At 52.9% G+C, this 21561-nt stretch carries 9 protein-coding genes; 5 read left to right on the top strand and 4 right to left on the bottom strand.

From position 1 onward, the window contains the following. The first annotated feature begins 299 nt into the window (after nt 1-299). Complete coding sequence (locus DA718_RS18310) at nt 300-923, top strand: TfoX/Sxy family DNA transformation protein (protein WP_112214599.1); 624 nt, start codon at nt 300-302, stop codon at nt 921-923. On the opposite strand, the gene yccS is transcribed toward DA718_RS18310, so the two are convergent. Both yccS and DA718_RS18300 read right to left on the bottom strand, forming a co-directional pair. Continuing rightward, on the bottom strand, nt 911-3046 hold the full coding sequence (gene yccS, locus DA718_RS18305; RefSeq protein ID WP_112214598.1) for a YccS family putative transporter: 2136 nt from the start codon (nt 3044-3046) through the stop codon (nt 911-913). The genes DA718_RS18310 and yccS overlap by 13 nt on opposite strands. Before the next feature lie 17 nt (nt 3047-3063). Next, nucleotides 3064-3510: a YccF domain-containing protein gene (locus DA718_RS18300; protein ID WP_110275078.1), complete on the bottom strand. Its 447-nt coding sequence runs from the start codon at nt 3508-3510 to the stop codon at nt 3064-3066. Between the two features lie 122 nt (nt 3511-3632). On the opposite strand from DA718_RS18300, the gene helD reads away from it, so the two are divergent. Further along, nucleotides 3633-5687 carry a DNA helicase IV gene (helD, locus tag DA718_RS18295; RefSeq protein WP_112214597.1) on the top strand — a complete coding sequence of 685 codons (2055 nt, stop codon included), beginning with the start codon at nt 3633-3635 and terminating at the stop codon, nt 5685-5687. 28 nt (nt 5688-5715) lie between these two features. Here the strand turns inward: helD and mgsA are convergent, their stop codons facing one another. Next, the gene (mgsA, locus tag DA718_RS18290; protein ID WP_112214596.1) at nt 5716-6174 is read right to left on the bottom strand and encodes a methylglyoxal synthase; all 459 of its coding nucleotides are present in this window, start codon (nt 6172-6174) and stop codon (nt 5716-5718) included. A gap of 155 nt (nt 6175-6329) precedes the next feature. On the opposite strand from mgsA, the gene DA718_RS18285 reads away from it, so the two are divergent. After that, entirely contained in the window at nt 6330-6743 is a 414-nt protein-coding gene (locus DA718_RS18285; protein ID WP_112214595.1) for a CoA-binding protein, read from the top strand. A gap of 701 nt (nt 6744-7444) precedes the next feature. Further along, nucleotides 7445-11293 carry an Ig-like domain-containing protein gene (locus DA718_RS18280; RefSeq protein ID WP_167492796.1) on the top strand — a complete coding sequence of 1283 codons (3849 nt, stop codon included), beginning with the start codon at nt 7445-7447 and terminating at the stop codon, nt 11291-11293. On the opposite strand, the gene DA718_RS18275 is transcribed toward DA718_RS18280, so the two are convergent. Beyond that, a protein-coding gene (locus tag DA718_RS18275; RefSeq protein ID WP_167492795.1) for an IS3 family transposase occupies nt 11218-12446 on the bottom strand; the annotation gives its coding sequence in 2 pieces (ribosomal slippage) (nt 11218-12131 and nt 12131-12446; 1230 coding nt in all). The genes DA718_RS18280 and DA718_RS18275 overlap by 76 nt on opposite strands. 63 nt (nt 12447-12509) lie before the next feature. Between DA718_RS18275 and DA718_RS18270 the strand changes: the two genes are divergently transcribed. Further along, nucleotides 12510-21536 (top strand): beta strand repeat-containing protein, encoded by a 9027-nt coding sequence (locus DA718_RS18270; RefSeq protein ID WP_407657743.1) that lies wholly within the window; start codon nt 12510-12512, stop codon nt 21534-21536. Nucleotides 21537-21561: the final 25 nt, after the last annotated feature.

Below are 21561 nucleotides of genomic sequence, written 5' to 3'. Positions count from 1 at the left end.
TGAAAACATTTCTACTTGAGTGAATTTTTCTCCCCTGTATGAGTGTTATCCGTTTTGGATGCACTACCGATGCTAAGTATTCTGGTTTCTTTTGTTATTAATATTTATCAAATACTTTACCTTATTGCATTTTGACTTCATTGAGCGATATTTTTCTGAAAGCGGCTCGCAAAAACATAAGTTGGTTAAAATGAAGGCATAATTCATCTTGCCGCATCAAGAGAAGTCAATTACTTTCTTAATTAGCGGATCCGTTAACGAAACTATTTTTTATTTACATGATTAACAAAGGAATAATCATGAAGAAATTTCCAAGTCTACGGATCAAACAGTTCCAGAAGTGCTTATTATCATTAGGAAAAATCAGTTGTCGGCCTTTATTTGGCGGCTATAGTCTGGCGATAGATAATACCGTTTTTGCTATGGTTGCTGAGGGGGAAATTTATCTTAGGGTTTGTGAGCAGAGCGCGGAGTATCGCGTTGAACATAAAACCCCTCTTTTGATAATGCGAAAGAATGGTCGACCAGCTGCGCTGAAATATTATCATATCGATGAAGCACTTTGGCGTGACAACAATATGCTTTTCCAGCTATCATTTTTTTCATTTCAGACCGCACGCAATGAGAAGCAAAAGCAGAAAAACTCAGGGAGATTAAAAAATTTGCCAAATATTAGTTTCCACATGGAGCTGCAGCTGATTAATTCAGGTATTCCTGATGAAAAAACGTTGCGCGAAATTGGAGCGAAAAAAGCCTGGCTGAGGTTATTAAGATTAAATAAAGCGCTAACGGTCAATGTGCTTTATTCGTTATCTGGGGCTATCGATGGCGTGCATGCCGCCACACTCCCGATGCAACTGCGTCAGGAACTCGAAGAGTGGGCGGTAGAACAGCAGCGAGAGATAGAGACTTACTCGGGTTGAACATTGACCTGTCGTTGTAGCCGACATATTTCTGGCAGCAGCGCCAGCAGTAATCCAATTTGCTGGAGCACCAAAGGCTCTTTGCTGTCAGCTCGAGGATCAAGGTGCTGGATCCGGGTCTGCAAGCTTGCCAAAGCTTGCTGTACCCGCAGTTCATCAGCGGGTGCATGGTGCAGCGCATCATCAACATAGCAAACGGCATCGTCCAGCAGCGCCAGAATATCCGGTGTTGTCAGTTTTTCCCGATGGGCACCCAACGCTGAAATATAGCTGGTAAAAGTATGGTTCAGACACAGTAAGCGGAATGCGGTTTCTCGCATCGCTGAGTCAGCTCTGGGTTCAGTGGACAAATTTGAGACTACTGATGCCAGTTCACCATCGCGGTTATGCGCCGCACGCCGCGCGATACGATAAGCCAGTCGGTTGTCACGTCCCTGATGATATTGCTCAAGAATAGCATCCAGATATCGGCAGTTGGCGTTGATTGCCTGTTCAAGGACTCGCGGCAAATTGCGAAATTTCCAGTCGGGCCAAATAAAACTTACGGCTGCCCAGGCGATCGCACAACCGATCAACGTGTCAAATATACGGGGTAAGGCGACTTCAAAGCCTTCACCCAGCAGGTTAAAGCACAACAGGACCAATAGGGTAATAAACATCGTTGCGTGGGCGTATTGTACGTTGCGAAAAGCAAAGAACAGCACGCCAGTCAGAACAATCAGAAGTAACTGACCTTCTACTGAAGGTACCAGGAGCAGGACCGGGAGTCCTATCGCTACCCCAACCAGCGTACCGATTATTCTTAACGCCAGTCGGTGGCGCGTGGCGTTGTAGTTTGGCTGGCAAACAAACAGGCTGGTCAGCAATATCCAGTAGCCGTGGTTCAGCCCGGTAAGCTGAATAAAGGCGTAGCCCGCGCACAGGACTAAAGACATCCGAACCGCGTGACGGAATAGAGCTGACTCCGGTGACATGTTATTGCGCAAACGTAGCCAGATATCGCTAAAACCGTTAGGTTGGTCATCCGCGAGCAGGTTTTCAGTATTGTTATTGGTCTGTAGAGTAGTCTGTACGGATTCAATGGTCGCCAGCTGGGCATCTATCGCTCGCAGGTTATTGAGCAAAAAGCCGAGCGCCTTAAGTTGCTCAGCCGGTGCTCCGCTCGCCCGTACACGATCGAGTGCGGCATCAAGATGCATAAATGCCCGTTCAAAGTGGGCATCGTGTTGATAGGGTTCGCGTAGCAGGATAGCGCGTGAGAGTTTTTGGCACGCCTGCGCCTGCATAGACAGCATACGTTGAAAGCGAAACATCACGTCGCTATAGCGAAAGTGGTCGCGCAACGTTTGGTACTGAATATGCGATGAGCTGGCGCGTTCGTGAATATCCTGAGCCACGAAGTAATACTGCAAAGTGCGGCGGGTACCGCGCTGGCCGCGATCGCCGCGTAGACGAGTCAATAGAGAGACTTTCGTCTGATTCAGTGTGGTGACTAACTGGCCGTTGGCTATCGCCAGGTCATATAACGGTGCCTGGCTTTCATCTTCGATATCCGGGTCAAACAGTCGCGATTTAAGCTCCAGATAGTGAGCCAACTGCTCGTAACTGCGGGCCAGATTGTCCTGAAGAGGGCGGATAGGGAAGATAAGATGTCCGGCTAGAGTGAGTAAGTTATACCAGACCGCACCGGCTAACAAAAACAACGGCTGGAGGTACCAATGGCTGTAAAGCGTTACGCCCAGCATGGTATAGATAGCAATTAATAAAGCGCCAAAGGCGATTGTTGCATAGCGTTGTCCTAATCCACCGAGCAAAATAAAGCCTATAGTGGAGAGGGTCAGGCCGATCGCAAACAGCCAGGGCCAGGGAAAGAGAAGTTCCACCGATGCCGAAGCGATAAAGAAGCACACCAGAGTGATGGCCAGATTGCGCAGACGTCCTGTCAGGCGGTCATCAAGGTCAGTCAACGCCGCAGCCACTACTCCGAGTGTTAAGGGAATAGTCAGTTTTACTTCACCAATCCACCATGGAAATGCAGTCGTACCGCAGAGTGCGATAAAGATCCTGATGTTATATAACCAGGCGCTGTTCCAGGTATAGCGGCGTAGCAGGGGGCTAAGCATTTCTTTGTTCCATCCAATTACTGAAAGCGGCGACGGGCATTGGCCTCACGCGCGGCGCGGGCGGTCTCAACAGAAACGACTCGACGGCCCACTGGCCACAAAGCAATTGCGGCGATTTTAAAATTGGCGATACCGACCGGGATGCCGATGATGGTCACACATTGTGCAATACCACAGAAGATATGCATCAGACACAACCACCAGCCAAAGAAAATAAACCATAATATATTCAGTAGCGTACCGCCCGCGTTCAACAGGCTATTCTTTCCTTGAGGTTCAAGTTCATCAACATGAATCGCTTCATTTCCGTATGGCAGCAAAGAGAGCTTGGTAATCTCCCAGCAGGAACGTGTGAGCGGTAGTGTAAAGATCAAAATGATACTCACTAGTGTTGCCAGCAGCCAGCCGAGCGTGGTGGCGAAACCGCCAAGGATAAAGTTTAAAATATTCAGAATGGTACGCATAAACCCTCTGTTTAATCCTGTGGATAATAAGACCCGCCCATTGTAGCGTTTTTTACGCTGGAGCACTCGGCCACTGGCGGTTAAACTTAAAAACAACCAACCTGATTGAAATTCGACATTATATGGAACTTAAAGCGACAACATTAGGCAAACGCATGGCGCAGCATCCTTATGACAGGGTGCAACTCCTCAATGCCGGAGTAAAGGTTTCCGGCGACAGCCATGAGTATCTTATACCTTTCAATCAGTTATTGTCGGTTCATTGCAAGCGCGGACTGGTATGGGGCGAACTGGAATTTGTCCTGCCAGATGATAAAGTTGTGCGTTTGCATGGCACCGAATGGAACGACACGCAGCGTTTTTATCATCATCTGAATACTCTCTGGCAGCAGTGGAGTGCGGAAATGAGCGACATTGCTGCCGATCTACTTCGCCAGCAGTTGGCAGAAGTGGCGCGTTCAAGCGCTGAGGGTAAATGGCTAACTCGCCAGCAGGTGACTGATATTCAGAGTAAAATCCGAAGTGCGCTAAGTGGATTACCTATGCCGACCGGTCGCCTTGAGGCTTTCGATAACTGCCGTGAACTGTGGCGGCAGTGCCTGGGCTGGCTGAGTGATACGGAAAAGGCCAGGCTTGCTCATAATCAGGCATTTACTGAATCGATACTGGAACAGTACCGTGGCTTTTTTGCGAGCGTGGAATCATCACCACTGAACCCGGCGCAAGCCCGTGCGGTGGTGAACGGTGAGCGATCCTTATTAGTTCTGGCCGGGGCCGGAAGCGGTAAGACCTCCGTTTTGGTGGCGCGTGCGGGCTGGTTACTGACGCGTGGCGAAGCCGCAGCCGACCAGATCCTGCTGCTGGCATTTGGTCGCCAGGCGGCACAGGAGATGGATGAACGTATCCGTGAGCGTTTGAGCACAGAAGAGATATCCGCTCGTACTTTTCACTCCCTGGCCCTGCATATTATTCAGCAAGGCAGTAAAAAAGTGCCAACGATCAGTAAGCTGGAAAGCGATACCGCTACCCGACAAAAGCTATTAGTGCAGAGCTGGCAGCAGCAGTGTCAGGAGAAAAAAGCGCAGGCGAAAGGCTGGCGGTTGTGGCTGGAAGAGGAGATGGGCTGGCAGATTCCGGAAGGGGATTTCTGGCAGGACAAAAAGCTCCAGCGTCGGATGGCGAGTCGCCTCGACCGTTGGGTCAGCTTGATGCGAATGCACGGAGGATCGCAGGCCGAGATGATTGCGGGTGCGCCGGAAGAGGTGCGCGACCTCTTTGGCAAACGGGTCAAGCTGATGGCGCCGTTGCTCAAAGAGTGGAAAACGGCATTAAAAGATGAGAATGCCGTCGATTTTTCCGGCCTGATTCACCAGGCGATTAATATTCTTGATAAAGGGCGGTTCGTCAGTCCATGGAAACATATTTTGGTTGATGAGTTTCAGGATATCTCTCCGCAGCGGGCATCATTGTTGGTAGCGTTGCGTCGGCAAAATACGCAGACCACGCTATTTGCCGTCGGCGATGACTGGCAGGCTATCTATCGTTTCAGCGGCGCTCAACTTTCCCTGACGACGGCCTTTAATCACTATTTTGGTGAAGGTGACTGTTGTGCGCTGGATACCACTTATCGCTTTAATGGCCGGATAGGCGAAGTAGCTAACGGGTTTATTCAGCAAAATCCGCACCAGTTAACCAAACCGTTGAATAGCCTGGTCGCAGGGGACAAAAAGGCCGTGACGTTATTGGCCGAGGATAAACTCGACGATTTGCTGGATAAACTGAGCGGTTATGTCAAACGAGAACAGCGAATTTTGCTGCTGGCCCGTTACCATCATTTGAGACCAGCGGCGCTGGATAAAGCCGCAACGCGCTGGCCGCACCTGCAGCTCGATTTTATGACTATCCATGCCAGCAAAGGGCAACAGGCTGATTACGTTATTGTTTTGGGGCTTCAGGATGGGGATGATGCGTTTCCTGCACCGGCGCGTGAGTCGATAATGGAGCAGGCATTGTTACCGCAACCGGAAGATTTTCCTGATGCCGAAGAACGACGTTTGCTGTACGTCGCAATCACCCGTGCTCGTTTACGTGTCTGGTTGCTATTTAACAAACAACAACCTTCACCGTTTGTCGAAATGTTAGAGGCGCTGGATGTACCAATAGCGAGAAAACCATAACAACTGGCGGCCTGGCCGCCAGCGCGGTTTATTTCAGACGGTCAGCGAGATAGCGCTGATAATCTGGGATCAGAATATCAACAGGATCGCTGAAGTGTGGAGACTGAATAATAAAGTCAGCGGTAGAAGCATTGGTAGCGACCGGGATGTTCCATACCGTTGCCAGACGTAATAGGGCTTTAACATCCGGGTCGTGTGGCACCGCATTCAGCGGGTCCCAGAAGAAAATTAGCACATCTATTTTACCTTCCGAAATCAATGCGCCCACCTGCTGGTCGCCACCCATTGGACCACTCAGAAGTGCCTGAACCTCAAGCCCGGTTGCGCGGGCGACGAGGTTACCGGTCGTGCCGGTTGCTGATAGCGTATGTTGAGCCAGCAGTTGCTGGTGGCGCCCAACCCATTTCATCAGCATATCTTTACAGTGATCGTGTGCAACCAGCGCGATATGTTTGCGCGCGGGTAATGTACGTATTGTCAGTTCCATTATTTCATTCCACATTTTGGCCTGCAGACAGATTACTGGAAGTGGCTGCTGCTGCAAGCGCCAGGGTGAAAAAATTTGATGTATCTGTAGGTTAGAGTGGATGGCTGGTTTAGCCGGATTAGCATACACTTGGGCTAAATAGCAGGAGGATGAAGATGAAAGAGAACGATATTGCAGGAATTCTGAGTTCGACTCGGACTATTGCGCTGGTGGGCGCGAGTGACAAACCTGACCGTCCAAGCTACCGGGTGATGAAATATCTTCTGGAGCAGGGGTACCACGTCATCCCTGTTTCACCCAAGGTTGCGGGCACTACGCTACTGGGGCAAAAAGGATATGCAACGCTTGCCGATGTGCCGGAAAAAGTAGACATGGTCGATGTTTTCCGCAATTCGGAAGCGGCGTGGGGCGTTGCGCAGGATGCCGTGGCTATTGGGGCGAAAACGCTGTGGTTGCAGTTGGGCGTTATAAATGAGCAGGCCGCGGTGCTGGCGCGTGATGCCGGGCTTAATGTGGTGATGGATCGCTGTCCGGCAATTGAGATCCCGCGACTAGGATTAGCCAGATAAATCCAAAGTCGCGCAAGACGGCAATGCTGAGCAGTTAAGAAACGGTTGACCGAGTTTAACTGCGGCACAATAACGGCTTCCATGAAAGGGAGCCGTTTTCTTTACCGATATTTATTAAGTTATTTATGGTAAGTGTTTTAATTAAAACTACATCGAAACGTTTCTTTATTTTAAAGTGAAACGAACGCCAGCCTGAATTTTACTTTTATGCGTTGTCTTCCTGTTTTTAACTGGCAAGTTTTGTCTCTTTTTCTTTCCTTATTCTTAAAATCTCCCCCGCCAGGTGATTTATTTTTCTTAATAAACCACTGTAAGCGTATGGTTTATCTGTTATGTTTTTTTTTAAACTTTAAAAAAAACTGTTGATTTTTATCTGTTATTTACATGACTAATATCACAGATATTTTTGAATCAGTGATTAAATGGATGTTTCTCAATATGAGAAATGTATTATTCATGATTTTATCTTTATTGTAATAACCGTGAGCAACCGTTTTTCTTATGGCCATTATTAACATCTCAAAATGTAAGTGAATTATTTTAATTATATGTAAAATAACGTTTTTATGTTATTTCAGGATGTAATTCTCTTATTTTGTCATGACCTTGCGGGACTCCAGGAACTGGTATATCTAATAAGATGCATTATTAAGAATTATCTCATACCTCTGACTGCGTCTTCATCTCAAGGGTGCAACCTGATGAAAAATATAAATGTGACAGTGAAAGAAACGGGTGTCGAACGCACCGTTGATGGCAATCTAGTTAATCTAAATACGCAGTCAGTGGTTCTCCTGCATGTCAAGCGTGAAGAGATTAGTTCATATGCCCGGCAAGGTAATGATCTTGTTCTAAAACTCCATAACGGTGACACCGTTACAATTAAAAACTTTTTCGTTGTGGATGAGCATGGACAGCACAGTGACCTGGTTCTTATGGACGATGAGACGGGCGCATTATGGTGGCTGGAGGGCGCGGGTACTGATGGTGCCCATTATTCCCTGATTAGCGATCTTTCAGAAGTCATTGCTACCGGTGGTGCAGGGCAAAGCATTGCCGGTTGGGTCATGGCGGGTGCGGCTCTACTGGGCATTGCGGCGATGTTTGCTGGTACTTCAAATAAAGATCACCACTCCTCAATTTCTCCTGATGATTCTGACTCTGATAGTGACTCTGACAGCGACTCCGATGCCGATAGCGATGCGGATTCCGACAGTGATTCGGACTCGGACTCGGACAGCGATTCCGATTCTGACAGTGATGCGGATTCGGACAGCGACTCGGACTCTGACAGTGACTCCGATTCTGACAGTGATTCGGATTCGGACAGCGATTCTGACTCTGACAGCGATGCGGATTCTGACAGCGACTCGGATTCGGACAGCGACTCGGACTCTGATAGCGATGCAGATTCGGATAGCGACTCAGATACAGAATTACCTACCGCAGCCCAGAACATAACGGTCAATGACAATGTGGGGCCTATCACCGGCGTGCTGCATTCCGGTGATGTCACCGATGATACAACCCCGGAGATTAAAGGGACGGCGGAAGCTGGCACCACGATAACGCTTTACGACGGTGATACCGTACTAGGTTCTGTCGTTGTAGGTGAAGATGGGCACTGGAGTTTCACTTTGCCGGAACTGAGCGAGGGTACCCACAGCCTGAGCACCACGGTGACGGATAAAGCCGGGAACACCAGCGGGCACTCGCCAGCCTTTGAGCTGACGATAGACACGACTGCGCCGGATACCAGCGCTCCTCAGGTGACCGATGATGTCGAGCAGCACACCGGTCCGCTGGTCAGCGGGGATCTGACCAACGACGCCACACCGACCCTGAGCGGCACGGCGGAAGCGGGCAGCACCGTCACAATTTACGATGGCGATACCGTACTGGGCACCGTGATTGCGGGTGAGGACGGCCACTGGAGCTTTACCCCGGCAGCGCTGGGGGACGGTGCCCACAGCCTGAGCACCACGGTGACGGATAAAGCCGGGAACACCAGCGGGCACTCGCCAGCTTTTGAGCTGACGGTGGATACGGTGGTGGCCCCGGTCAGCGATCTTGTGGTGACCGACGACGTTAACCAGCACACCGGTCCGCTGGTCAGCGGGGATCTGACCAACGACGCCACACCGACCCTGAGCGGCACGGCGGAAGCGGGCAGCACCGTCACAATTTACGATGGCGATACCGTACTGGGCACCGTGATTGCGGGTGAGGACGGCCACTGGAGCTTTACCCCGGCAGCGCTGGGGGACGGTGCCCACAGCCTGAGCACCACGGTGACGGATAAAGCCGGGAACACCAGCGGGCACTCGCCAGCTTTTGAGCTGACGGTGGATACGGTGGTGGCCCCGGTCAGCGATCTGCAGGTATCTGATAATGCAGGCGAAGAAACAGGTATTTTGAACAATGGTAACGTCACTGATGATAACACACCGACCCTGAGCGGCACGGCGGAAGCGGGTAGCACCGTCACAATTTACGACGGCGATACCGTGCTGGGTACCGTGATTGTGGGTGAAGACGGCCACTGGAGCTTTACCCCAGATGCGCTAAGTGAGGGCGTTCACAATTTGAGCACCACGGTGACCGATCTGGCCGGGAACGTGAGTGAGCGTTCTCCGATATTTGAATTGACAGTCGATCTCAGTGATGACTCGGATGCTGATGCTGATGCTGATGCTGATGCTGATGCTGATGCTGATGCTGATGCTGATGCTGATGCTGATGCTGATGCTGATGCTGATGCTGATGCTGACAGCGACTCGGACTCTGACAGTGACTCCGATTCTGACAGTGACTCGGACTCTGACAGCGATTCCGATTCTGACAGTGATGCGGATTCGGACAGCGACTCGGACTCTGACAGCGACTCCGATTCCGACAGCGACTCGGATTCGGACAGCGACTCGGATTCTGACAGTGACTCCGATTCAGACAGCGACTCGGACTCTGACAGCGACTCGGACTCTGACAGCGACTCGGATTCTGACAGCGACTCGGATTCGGACAGTGACTCGGATTCGGACAGTGATTCGGATTCTGACAGCGACTCGGATGCCGACAGCGATGCTGACTCCGACAGTGACTCGGACTCTGACAGCGATTCCGATTCTGACAGTGACTCCGACACGGACAGTGATTCGGACTCCGACTCTGACAGTGACTCGGATTCCGACAGCGATGCTGACTCCGACAGCGACTCGGATTCTGACAGCGATTCTGACTCTGACAGCGACTCGGATTCTGACAGTGACTCCGATTCAGACAGCGATTCGGACTCCGACAGCGACTCGGATTCCGACAGCGATGCTGACTCCGACAGCGACTCGGATTCCGACAGTGACTCCGATTCAGACAGCGACTCGGATTCCGACAGCGACTCGGACTCTGATAGCGACTCGGATTCTGACAGCGACTCGGACTCTGACAGCGACTCGGACTCTGACAGCGACTCGGATGCCGACAGTGATTCTGATTCTGACAGCGACTCGGACTCTGACAGTGATGCGGATTCGGACAGCGATGCTGACTCCGACAGTGACTCGGACTCTGACAGCGATTCCGATTCTGACAGTGACTCCGACACGGACAGTGATTCGGACTCCGACTCTGACAGCGACTCGGATTCCGACAGCGACTCGGATTCCGACAGTGACTCCGATTCGGACAGCGACTCGGACTCTGACAGCGACTCTGATTCAGACAGTGATTCAGACTCTGACAGTGATTCGGACTCGGACAGCGACTCGGATTCCGACAGTGACTCCGATTCGGACAGCGATGCTGACTCCGACAGTGATTCGGACTCAGACAGTGACTCCGATTCCGACAGTGACTCCGATTCCGACAGTGACTCGGATTCCGACAGTGATTCTGACTCTGACAGCGATTCGGATTCTGACAGCGACTCGGATTCCGACAGTGACTCGGATAGCGACAGCGACTCCGATTCGGACAGCGATGCTGACTCCGACAGTGATTCGGACTCGGACAGCGACTCCGATTCGGACAGCGATTCTGACTCCGACAGCGACTCGGATTCTGACAGTGACTCCGATTCGGACAGCGATTCTGACTCCGACAGCGACTCGGATTCTGACAGTGATTCTGACTCTGACAGCGACTCGGACTCCGACAGTGACTCGGATAGCGACAGCGATGCGGATTCTGACAGCGATTCCGATTCCGATTCCGACAGCGATGCGGATTCTGACAGTGACTCCGATTCTGACAGTGACTCCGATTCTGACAGTGATTCGGACTCTGACAGCGATTCCGATTCTGACAGTGACTCCGATTCTGACAGTGACTCCGATTCTGACAGCGACTCGGATTCTGACAGCGATTCGGACTCGGACAGCGACTCGGATTCTGACAGTGATGCGGATTCCGACAGTGACTCGGACTCTGACAGTGACTCCGATTCTGACAGTGATTCCGACTCTGACTGGATTTGCCCCTATATTTCCAGACACCTGTTATCACTTAACCCATTACTGGCCTGCTGCCGTAGATATTCCCGTGGCGAGCGATAACCCAGTGCACTATGCGGATGCCATTCGTTATAATGCTCGAACGCCTCTGCAAGGTTCTTTGCTGCCGTTAACCCGTCTGGTTTAGGCATGATACTGATGTAGTCACGCTTTATCGTTTTCACGAAGCTCTCTGCTATGCCGTTACTCTCCGGACTCCGCACCGCCGTGTTCTTCGGTTCAAGCCCCAACATCCGGGCAAACTGCCGTGTTTCATTAGCCCGGTAGCATGAACCATTATCCGTCAGCCACTCTACTGGAGACGCCGGAAGCTCGTTGCCGAAGCGGCGTTCCACCGCTCCCAGCATTACCTCCTGTACTGTTTCACTGTCGAAGCCGCCCGTAGTGACTGCCCAGTGCAGTGCCTCACGGTCACAGCAGTCCAGCGCGAACGTGACTCGCAGTTTTTCTCCGTTATCACAGCGGAACTCGAACCCGTCAGAGCACCATCGTTGATTGCTTTCTTTCACGGCCACTTTGCCAGTATGTGCCCGTTTCGATGGCGGTACAGCGGTTTTTCGCTCAAGCAACAGCGCATTCTGGCGCATGATCCGGTAAACACGTTTGGCATTGATCGCAGGCATACCATCAAGTTCGGCCTGTCTGCGAAGCAGCGCCCATACCCGACGATAACCATACGTGGGCAGCTCTCCGATAACATGGTGTATACGGAGAAGCACATCCGTATCATCTGAGTGACGGCTGCGGCGACCATCTTTCCAGTCATCGGTTCGTCTGAGAATTACGTGCAACTGCGCACGCGACACCCGGAGACAACGGCTGACTAAGCTTACTCCCCATCCCCGGGCAATAAGGGCGCGTGCGCTATCCACTTTTTTGCACGCCCGTATTCAACGGCTTCTTTAAGGAGTTCATTTTCCATCGTTTTTTTGCCGAGCAGGCGCTGGAGTTCTTTAATCTGCTTCATGGCAGCAGCAAGTTCAGAGGCAGGAACGACCTGCTCTCCTGCGGCCACAGCAGTAAGACTTCCCTCCTGGTATTGCTTGCGCCAGAGAAATAACTGGCTGGCTGCCACACCGTGTTGCCGGGCAACAAGGGAGACCGTCATTCCCGGTTCAAAACTCTGCTGAACAATAGCGATCTTTTCCTGTGTAGTACGCCGTCTGCGTTTCTCCGGTCCTAAGACATCAATCATCTGCTCTCCAATGACTAGTCTAAAAACTAGTATTAAGACTATCACTTATTTAAGTGATATTGGTTGTCTGGAGATTCAGGGGGCCAGTCTACTGACAGTGATGCGGACTCTGACAGTGACTCCGATTCTGACAGTGATTCCGACTCTGACAGTGATTCGGATTCGGACAGCGACTCGGATTCTGACAGCGATTCCGATTCTGACAGTGACTCCGATTCGGACAGTGACTCCGATTCGGACAGCGATTCTGACTCCGACAGCGACTCGGATTCTGACAGTGACTCCGATTCTGACAGCGATTCGGACTCTGACAGCGACTCGGATTCGGACAGTGATTCTGACTCTGACAGCGACTCGGACTCCGACAGTGATTCGGACTCCGACAGTGACTCGGATAGCGACAGCGATGCGGATTCTGACAGCGATTCCGATTCCGACAGCGATGCGGATTCTGACAGTGACTCCGATTCTGACAGTGATTCGGACTCTGACAGTGATTCCGACTCTGACAGTGACTCGGATTCTGACAGCGATTCCGACTCTGACAGTGACTCGGATAGCGACAGCGATTCTGACTCTGACAGTGACTCGGATTCTGACAGTGATTCCGACTCTGACAGTGATTCGGATTCGGACAGCGACTCGGATTCTGACAGCGATTCCGATTCTGACAGTGACTCCGATTCGGACTCCGATTCTGACAGCGACTCGGATTCTGACAGCGACTCCGATTCTGACAGCGACTCCGATTCTGACAGTGATTCGGATGCTGACAGTGACTCCGATTCTGACAGTGACTCGGATTCTGACAGTGACTCGGATTCTGACAGCGACTCGGATTCGGACAGCGATTCGGACTCTGACAGTGACTCCGATTCTGACAGCGACTCGGATTCGGACAGCGATTCTGACTCCGACAGCGATTCGGATTCCGACAGCGACTCGGACTCCGATAGTGACTCGGACTCTGATAGCGACTCGGACAGCGATTCGGATTCCGACAGTGACTCGGATTCGGACAGCGATGCGGATTCGGACAGCGACTCGGATTCGGACAGTGACTCGGACTCTGACAGTGACTCGGATTCTGACAGTGATTCTGACTCGGACAGCGACTCGGATTCTGACAGCGACTCCGACTCTGACAGCGATTCCGACTCTGACAGTGATTCCGACTCGGACAGCGATGCGGATTCTGACAGTGATTCGGATTCTGACAGTGATTCCGACTCTGACAGTGATGCGGACTCTGACAGTGACTCCGATTCTGACAGTGATTCCGACTCTGACAGTGATTCGGATTCGGACAGCGATTCCGATTCTGACAGTGACTCCGATTCGGACAGTGACTCCGATTCGGACTCCGATTCTGACGGCGACTCGGATTCTGACAGCGACTCCGATTCTGACAGTGATTCGGATGCTGACAGTGACTCCGATTCTGACAGTGACTCGGATTCGGACAGCGATTCGGACTCTGACAGTGACTCCGATTCTGACAGCGACTCGGATTCGGACAGCGATTCTGACTCCGACAGCGATTCGGATTCCGACAGCGACTCGGACTCCGATAGTGACTCGGACTCTGATAGCGACTCGGACAGCGATTCGGATTCCGACAGTGACTCGGATTCGGACAGCGATGCGGATTCGGACAGCGACTCGGATTCGGACAGTGACTCGGACTCTGACAGTGACTCGGATTCTGACAGCGATTCCGACTCTGACAGCGACTCCGACTCTGACAGCGATTCGGATTCCGACAGCGACTCGGATGCTGACAGTGATTCTGACTCTGACAGCGACTCGGATTCCGACAGTGACTCCGACTCTGACAGTGACTCGGATTCGGACAGCGACTCCGATTCTGACAGCGACTCCGATTCGGACAGCGATTCGGACTCCGATAGTGACTCGGATTCTGACAGTGATTCCGATTCTGACAGCGACTCTGATTCTGACAGCGATGCGGACTCTGACAGCGATGCGGATTCTGACAGTGACTCCGATTCCGACAGCGACTCGGACTCCGACAGTGATTCTGATTCTGACAGCGACTCCGATTCTGACAGTGATTCGGACTCTGACAGCGATGCGGACTCTGACAGCGATGCGGATTCGGACAGCGACTCGGATTCTGACAGCGACTCGGACTCTGACAGTGATTCTGACTCGGACAGCGACTCGGATTCGGACAGCGATGCGGATTCAGACAGCGATGCGGATTCCGACAGCGATGCGGATTCAGACAGCGATTCTGACTCTGACAGTGACTCGGACTCTGACAGCGATTCCGACTCTGACAGCGACTCGGATTCCGACAGCGATGCGGATTCTGACAGTGACTCCGATTCCGACAGCGATTCGGACTCTGACAGCGATTCGGATTCCGACAGTGATGCGGACTCAGACAGCGACTCGGATTCCGACAGCGATGCGGATTCGGACAGCGATTCGGATTCGGACAGCGACTCCGATTCTGACAGCGACTCGGATTCGGACAGTGACTCCGATTCCGACAGCGACTCGGATGCTGACAGTGATTCTGACTCTGACAGCGACTCCGATAGTGATTCGGATAGCGACTCGGACTCTGACAGCGATTCGGACTCTGACAGTGACTCCGATAGTGATTCGGATAGCGACTCGGATTCTGACAGTGATTCTGATTCTGACAGTGACTCGGACTCCGACAGTGACTCGGATTCTGACAGCGATTCCGACTCTGACAGCGACTCGGATTCTGACAGCGATTCCGACTCTGACAGCGACTCGGATAGTGACAGCGACTCCGATTCGGACAGCGATTCGGACTCTGACAGTGATTCGGACTCTGACAGTGATTCGGATAGCGACAGCGATGCGGATTCAGACAGCGACTCGGACTCTGACAGCGACTCGGACTCTGACAGCGATTCGGATTCTGACAGTGACTCGGATTCTGACAGCGACTCGGACTCCGACAGCGATGCGGATAGCGACAGCGACTCCGATTCCGACTCCGACAGCGACTCGGATTCTGACAGTGATTCGGACTCTGACAGTGATTCCGATTCTGACAGCGATGCGGATTCTGACAGCGACTCGGATTCAGACAGCGATGCGGATTCCGACAGCGACTCCGACTCGGACAGTGACTCGGACTCTGACAGTGATTCCGATTCCGACAGTGACTCGGACTCTGACAGCGACTCGGATTCCGACAGCGATGCGGATTCGGACAGCGATTCGGATTCGGACAGCGACTCCGATTCTGACAGCGACTCGGATTCGGACAGTGACTCCGATTCCGACAGTGACTCGGACTCTGACAGCGACTCCGATTCCGACAGCGACTCGGATTCTGACAGTGATTCTGACTCTGACAGCGACTCGGATTCGGACAGTGACTCGGACTCTGACAGTGATTCCGATTCCGACAGTGACTCGGACTCTGACAGCGACTCGGATTCCGACAGCGATTCCGATTCGGACAGTGATGCCGACTCGGACAGCGACTCGGATTCGGACAGCGACTCCGACTCTGACAGTGATTCGGATTCTGACAGCGATGCGGACTCTGACAGCGATTCGGATTCGGACAGCGATTCCGATTCTGACAGTGACTCGGACTCCGACAGTGACTCGGATTCTGACAGCGATTCCGACTCTGACAGCGACTCGGATAGTGACAGCGACTCCGATTCGGACAGCGATTCGGACTCTGACAGTGATTCGGATAGCGACAGCGATGCGGATTCAGACAGCGACTCGGACTCCGACAGCGATGCGGATAGCGACAGCGACTCCGATTCCGACTCCGACAGCGACTCGGATTCTGACAGTGATTCGGACTCTGACAGTGATTCCGATTCTGACAGCGATGCGGATTCTGACAGCGACTCGGATTCAGACAGCGATGCGGATTCTGACAGTGATTCGGATTCTGACAGCGACTCGGATTCGGACAGCGATTCTGATTCTGACAGTGACTCCGATTCTGACAGCGATTCGGATTCGGACAGCGACTCTGATTCTGACAGTGATTCGGACTCTGACAGCGATTCTGACTCGGACAGCGACTCGGATTCTGACAGCGATGCGGACTCTGACAGTGACTCCGATTCCGACAGCGATTCGGATTCGGACAGTGATTCCGACTCCGACAGCGATTCCGACAGCGACTCGGATTCCGACAGTGATTCTGATTCTGACAGCGATTCGGACTCTGACAGTGACTCCGATTCTGACAGTGATTCGGACTCTGACAGCGACTCGGACTCTGACAGTGACTCCGATTCTGATAGTGACTCGGATTCTGACAGCGATGCGGATTCTGACAGCGATTCGGATTCGGACAGCGATGCTGACTCCGACAGTGATTCGGACTCGGACAGTGATTCGGATTCTGACAGCGACTCGGACTCTGACAGCGATGCTGACTCCGACAGCGACTCCGACTCGGACAGTGATTCGGACTCCGACAGTGATTCCGACTCTGACAGTGACTCGGATTCCGACAGCGACTCGGATTCTGACAGCGATTCGGATTCCGACAGTGATTCCGACTCTGACAGCGATTCGGACTCTGACAGTGATGCCGATTCAGATAGCGACTCGGATATCCCGCAGGCCAACGCGGATACCAACACCGCGCTGATCCTGGAGAACCATGACAATCTCGAAGGCTTAAGCGGTACGGTGACCCAGTTGACGGGCGTGAATGTGCTCGGTCTGGTGGATGTTTCGCTGCTTAGCGGCAACAGTTTTGACTTTACGGTTGCGAGCGGAACGACCCAGGATGTGGCGCTGGATATTTCCGGTGACACGATCCTCAGCTCGGCGGCGCTGCTCAATACGCTACTGCTTCTGCTTGGCGGTACGAATACCTTCCAGGCCGATCTCGCGGTGATTAATACCGTGACCGGCGAGGTGGTTGCGGTTGCGTCGAATGCGGTGACTATCACTGCGGGAGGCGTCAGCCTGGACTACAGCGGTAGCGCCAGCTTCAGCGATCTGCCGGCAGGTAACTATACGGTAGTGATTTCGTCGCCGACAACGACCGGACTCCTGCCGACACTGGTGAACTTCCTGGCCAATATCAGCGTAGTGACTGCGGTGGATGTAGCGGTGACCGATTCTGTAGGATACGAATCCGCGATTATCCACGGCAACGTGCTGCAGACGGACGCAGGTGGAGATGTGGGTGATATCGGCACAGGTATTACGGTGACCAGCATCGTAGCGACATCGGTGCCGGGGGCAACGGCGGAGCCAGTCAGTTCGGGCGGGACGGTCATCAATGGTGCCTACGGTACGCTGGTGATCTATGCCGACGGGACTTACACCTATCATGCGACGGGGGATGCTGATTCTGTTGGTCAGACGGAGGTCTTTACCTACACCATCACGGATGCTGATGGCGATACGGCAACGACGACGCTGACGATCAATATAGGTCTGGCTGATGACACGGATAGCGACGCGGATTCGGACAGCGATTCGGATTCGGACAGCGATTCGGATTCTGACAGCGACTCGGACTCTGACAGCGACTCGGACTCTGACAGCGATTCGGACTCTGACAGCGATTCCGACTCTGACAGTGACTCGGACTCTGACAGCGATGCGGATTCGGACAGTGATTCCGACTCTGACAGCGACTCGGACTCTGATAGCGACTCGGACTCTGACAGTGACTCGGACTCTGACAGCGATTCTGACTCGGACAGCGACTCGGATTCTGACAGTGATTCGGATTCGGACAGCGACTCGGATTCCGACTCTGACAGCGACTCGGACTCTGACAGCGACTCGGACTCTGACAGCGACTCGGATTCAGACAGTGATTCCGACTCTGACAGCGATGCGGATTCGGACAGCGATTCGGATTCCGACAGCGACTCGGATTCCGACAGCGATGCGGATTCTGACAGTGATTCGGATTCGGACAGCGATTCGGATTCTGACAGCGACTCGGATAGTGACAGCGACTCGGATGCCGACAGTGATTCCGACTCTGACAGCGACTCGGATTCCGACAGCGATTCTGATTCTGACAGTGATTCGGACTCGGACAGTGACTCGGACTCTGACAGCGATGCGGATTCTGACAGCGATTCGGATTCCGACAGCGACTCGGATTCTGACAGTGACTCCGACTCTGACAGCGATTCGGATTCGGACAGCGATGTCGAGGCTATCCCAGATAGCAACAGCCCGGACGTTGTGGCATTGGAAGGTAACCTGAACAGTTACAGCGGCACCAGCGGCCAACTGGTTGGCGTGACGTTACTCAACTCCGTGGATGTTTCACTGCTGTCGGGCAGTAACTTCCGCTTCAGCGTTGGCTCTGGAACCGTCGAAGATATGACGGTATCGGTGAGCGGTAACTCGCTGTTAACGGTTAGCGGATTACTGACCACGATCGTCAACCTGCTGGGGGCTGGAAACACGCTGAACGCCGATCTCTCGGTCGTGAATACCGCTACCGGTGAAGTGGTAGCGATTGCGGCAAATAGCGTGTCTATCTCGGCGAGCCTGATTGGCGGACTCACCTATAGCGGCACGGCGTCCTTCGCAAACCTGCCGGCGGGCGATTACACCATGGTCATCTCTTCGCCGAATAGTACCGGCACCCTGGTATCGCTGATAAACGCGCTGGCCGCGGCTCAGGTGGCAACCTTCGTCAACGTTGATGTGACGGACTCCGTAGGCTACAGCGTTGGGGCCATTGCAGGAAACGTATTGGATACCACAGCCAGCGGGGATATGGCGGACAGCGGCAGCGGAATCACGGTCACAAGTGCGGTCTCTGATTCAGTTCAGGGGTCAACTGCCGTCACCGTGACCGGCGCAGGCGTCAAAATAACCGGCGCTTACGGCGTGCTGACGATTCACTCTGATGGTAGCTATAGCTACCAGTTGACCAAAGGTGGAGCTGCCATCGGTAAATCGGATGTCTTTAGCTACACCATTACTGATGCCGGGGGCCATACCTCCACAACATCGTTGACTATCAACATTGGTGGAAATATCGAGCCGGCGCAGGCCAATCCGGATACGCAGGATACGGATCTGACTGCGACGTTCGACACGCTCAATGGAGAAAGTGGCACTATCGGGCAGCTTGTCGGGGTTTCGGCGCTTGGCTTGGTCAATGTTGGCTTGCTTAGCGGTAATAGTTTTGACTTTGATGTAGCCGCTGGTTCGAATGAAAAAGTGCAACTTGCTGTTTCAGGAAGTGCCGGGCTCAGTGTGGCGGCGATCCTGAGCCTGCTAGGCGGCGCCTCGTCCTTTACGGCGGATCTCTCTATCGTCGATAAGACTACCGGATTGGTTGTTGAAGTGCTGTCGAATGTGGTCAGCATTAATGCGAGCGGTATCAACCTGGTCTATAGCGGAGGCGGCTGGACTTCCATGTTGCCTACAGGCTCCTACACGGCAATTGTCTCTTCACCATCGACAACAGGGATCCTGAAATCACTGCTGGACCTGAACCTGGGGACTTATGTCAACGTATCGGTCGCTGATTCTCAGGGGTATCACACGGATAGCCTTGCGGGTAACGTGCTGCAAAGCGACGCTGGTGGTGACGTTGCGGATACCGGGGTGAATATTAAGGTGGCGAGCGTAACGGCTACCTCGGTTAACGGATCCGAACCCGTGTCGGTGAGCAGCAGCGGAACGACGATAGCGGGCGCATGGGGATCGTTGACCATCCATAGCGACGGTAGCTATAGCTATCAGCCTTATGGCGGGGTGAATAGCGTCGGTAAATCGGAGGTCTTTACCTACACCATCACCGATAGTTTGGGCCATACGGCGAGCACCACGCTGACGATCGATATCGACAGCCCTGCGTCGCTGGCGGTGAATGATGTAGTTGCGTTGAATGTCGCTACGGCGCTGGCAACGTCTGTTCCGGCTAACATCAACGCGGCGAACCTGGCCTCTTCCGGAGCTTCAGGAACGGGGTCGACGAAGACTATCAACTTTAGCGTTGCTGCAGGGCATGAGCAGGATAATACGTCTCTGGCGCTGAGTGTGTCGGGCAAAACGAACAGTGGGTTAGCGAGCGGCACAATAACCTTCGCAGGTACGGTGATCCTCTATCATCTGGTTGATAATGGTAGCGGCGGTACAACCAGCGTGGAAGTCTGGCGGGATACGTATTCAAAAGGGGTATTCTCCCTCCTGGGGGCGACGAGTTCAGACAGCGTGACACTCTCTGTCGGTAGCCTCGCTGAAGGGAACTATACATTGAGCCTGCAAAATAATGTGACAGCGGGAACGGCTTCCACTTATACCCTCGGAGGTGCGGTAACGGGGTCAGTGATTGATACTGTCACTCACTACACGGTGGCAGGAACCAACGTTAGCGGGAACATCCAGAACGGAAACAACTCAGGCGGTACGGAGGATTTCCATGGCGTACTGTATGCCTCATACACCGTCGCTGGACATACTTCCACTGGCAGTGCCGAATCCTGGACCTTCAACAGTAACGGCAGTATCACCACCAGCAACGGTAGTGCAGTAAGCGGAACCAACGTCACAATTTACGGTGATTATGGCAACCTGACGATGGCGAATAACGGCTCTTATACCTACAGTCTGAAGGCCGGTATGGATGTCTCGACGATAACGCACAAGGAGGTCTTTGCGTACACGGTGAACGACAGCAATGGCGTTTCGTCCGGGGCGACACTGACCATCGATCTGCATCCGCAAATTACCGGCAGCATTAATGGCGATGATATCCACAGTACCGCTTATAACGATACCTTCACTATGGGTGTCGGGGCCGATACGGTGGTTTACAACCTGTTGGCTGATGACAATACCGGCGGCAACGGTAGCGATACCTGGAAGGATTTCTCGGTGGCGCAAGGGGACCACATAGATGTATCGGCTCTGCTGGTCGGCTGGGATGGAAACAGCAGTAGCCTGGGCAACTATGTCACTCTGAGCTACGTCGGCAGTAATACGGTGGTATCAATCGACCGCGACGGTGGGGCTGGCAACCATCAATCAACAACCTTAATTACGCTGGAAGGAGTACATATCAATACGCTCAACGAGCTGCTTGATACCAATAACTCCAACTAAGGCGTGTTACACCGATGACAGCACA

Origin of the sequence: Klebsiella huaxiensis (assembly GCF_003261575.2) — a bacterium.
Lineage (GTDB): Bacteria > Pseudomonadota > Gammaproteobacteria > Enterobacterales > Enterobacteriaceae > Klebsiella > Klebsiella huaxiensis.
This window is presented reverse-complemented; position numbering and strand designations above follow the sequence as displayed.

Coding starts and splice junctions, on each gene's coding strand:
- DA718_RS18300 (WP_110275078.1), bottom strand. CDS start 3,510: ATGCGTACCATTCTGAATATTTTAAACTTTATCCTTGGCGGTTTCGCC.
- yccS (WP_112214598.1), bottom strand. CDS start 3,046: ATGCTTAGCCCCCTGCTACGCCGCTATACCTGGAACAGCGCCTGGTTA.
- DA718_RS18285 (WP_112214595.1), top strand. CDS start 6,330: ATGAAAGAGAACGATATTGCAGGAATTCTGAGTTCGACTCGGACTATT.
- helD (WP_112214597.1), top strand. CDS start 3,633: ATGGAACTTAAAGCGACAACATTAGGCAAACGCATGGCGCAGCATCCT.
- DA718_RS18310 (WP_112214599.1), top strand. CDS start 300: ATGAAGAAATTTCCAAGTCTACGGATCAAACAGTTCCAGAAGTGCTTA.
- mgsA (WP_112214596.1), bottom strand. CDS start 6,174: ATGGAACTGACAATACGTACATTACCCGCGCGCAAACATATCGCGCTG.
- DA718_RS18280 (WP_167492796.1), top strand. CDS start 7,445: ATGAAAAATATAAATGTGACAGTGAAAGAAACGGGTGTCGAACGCACC.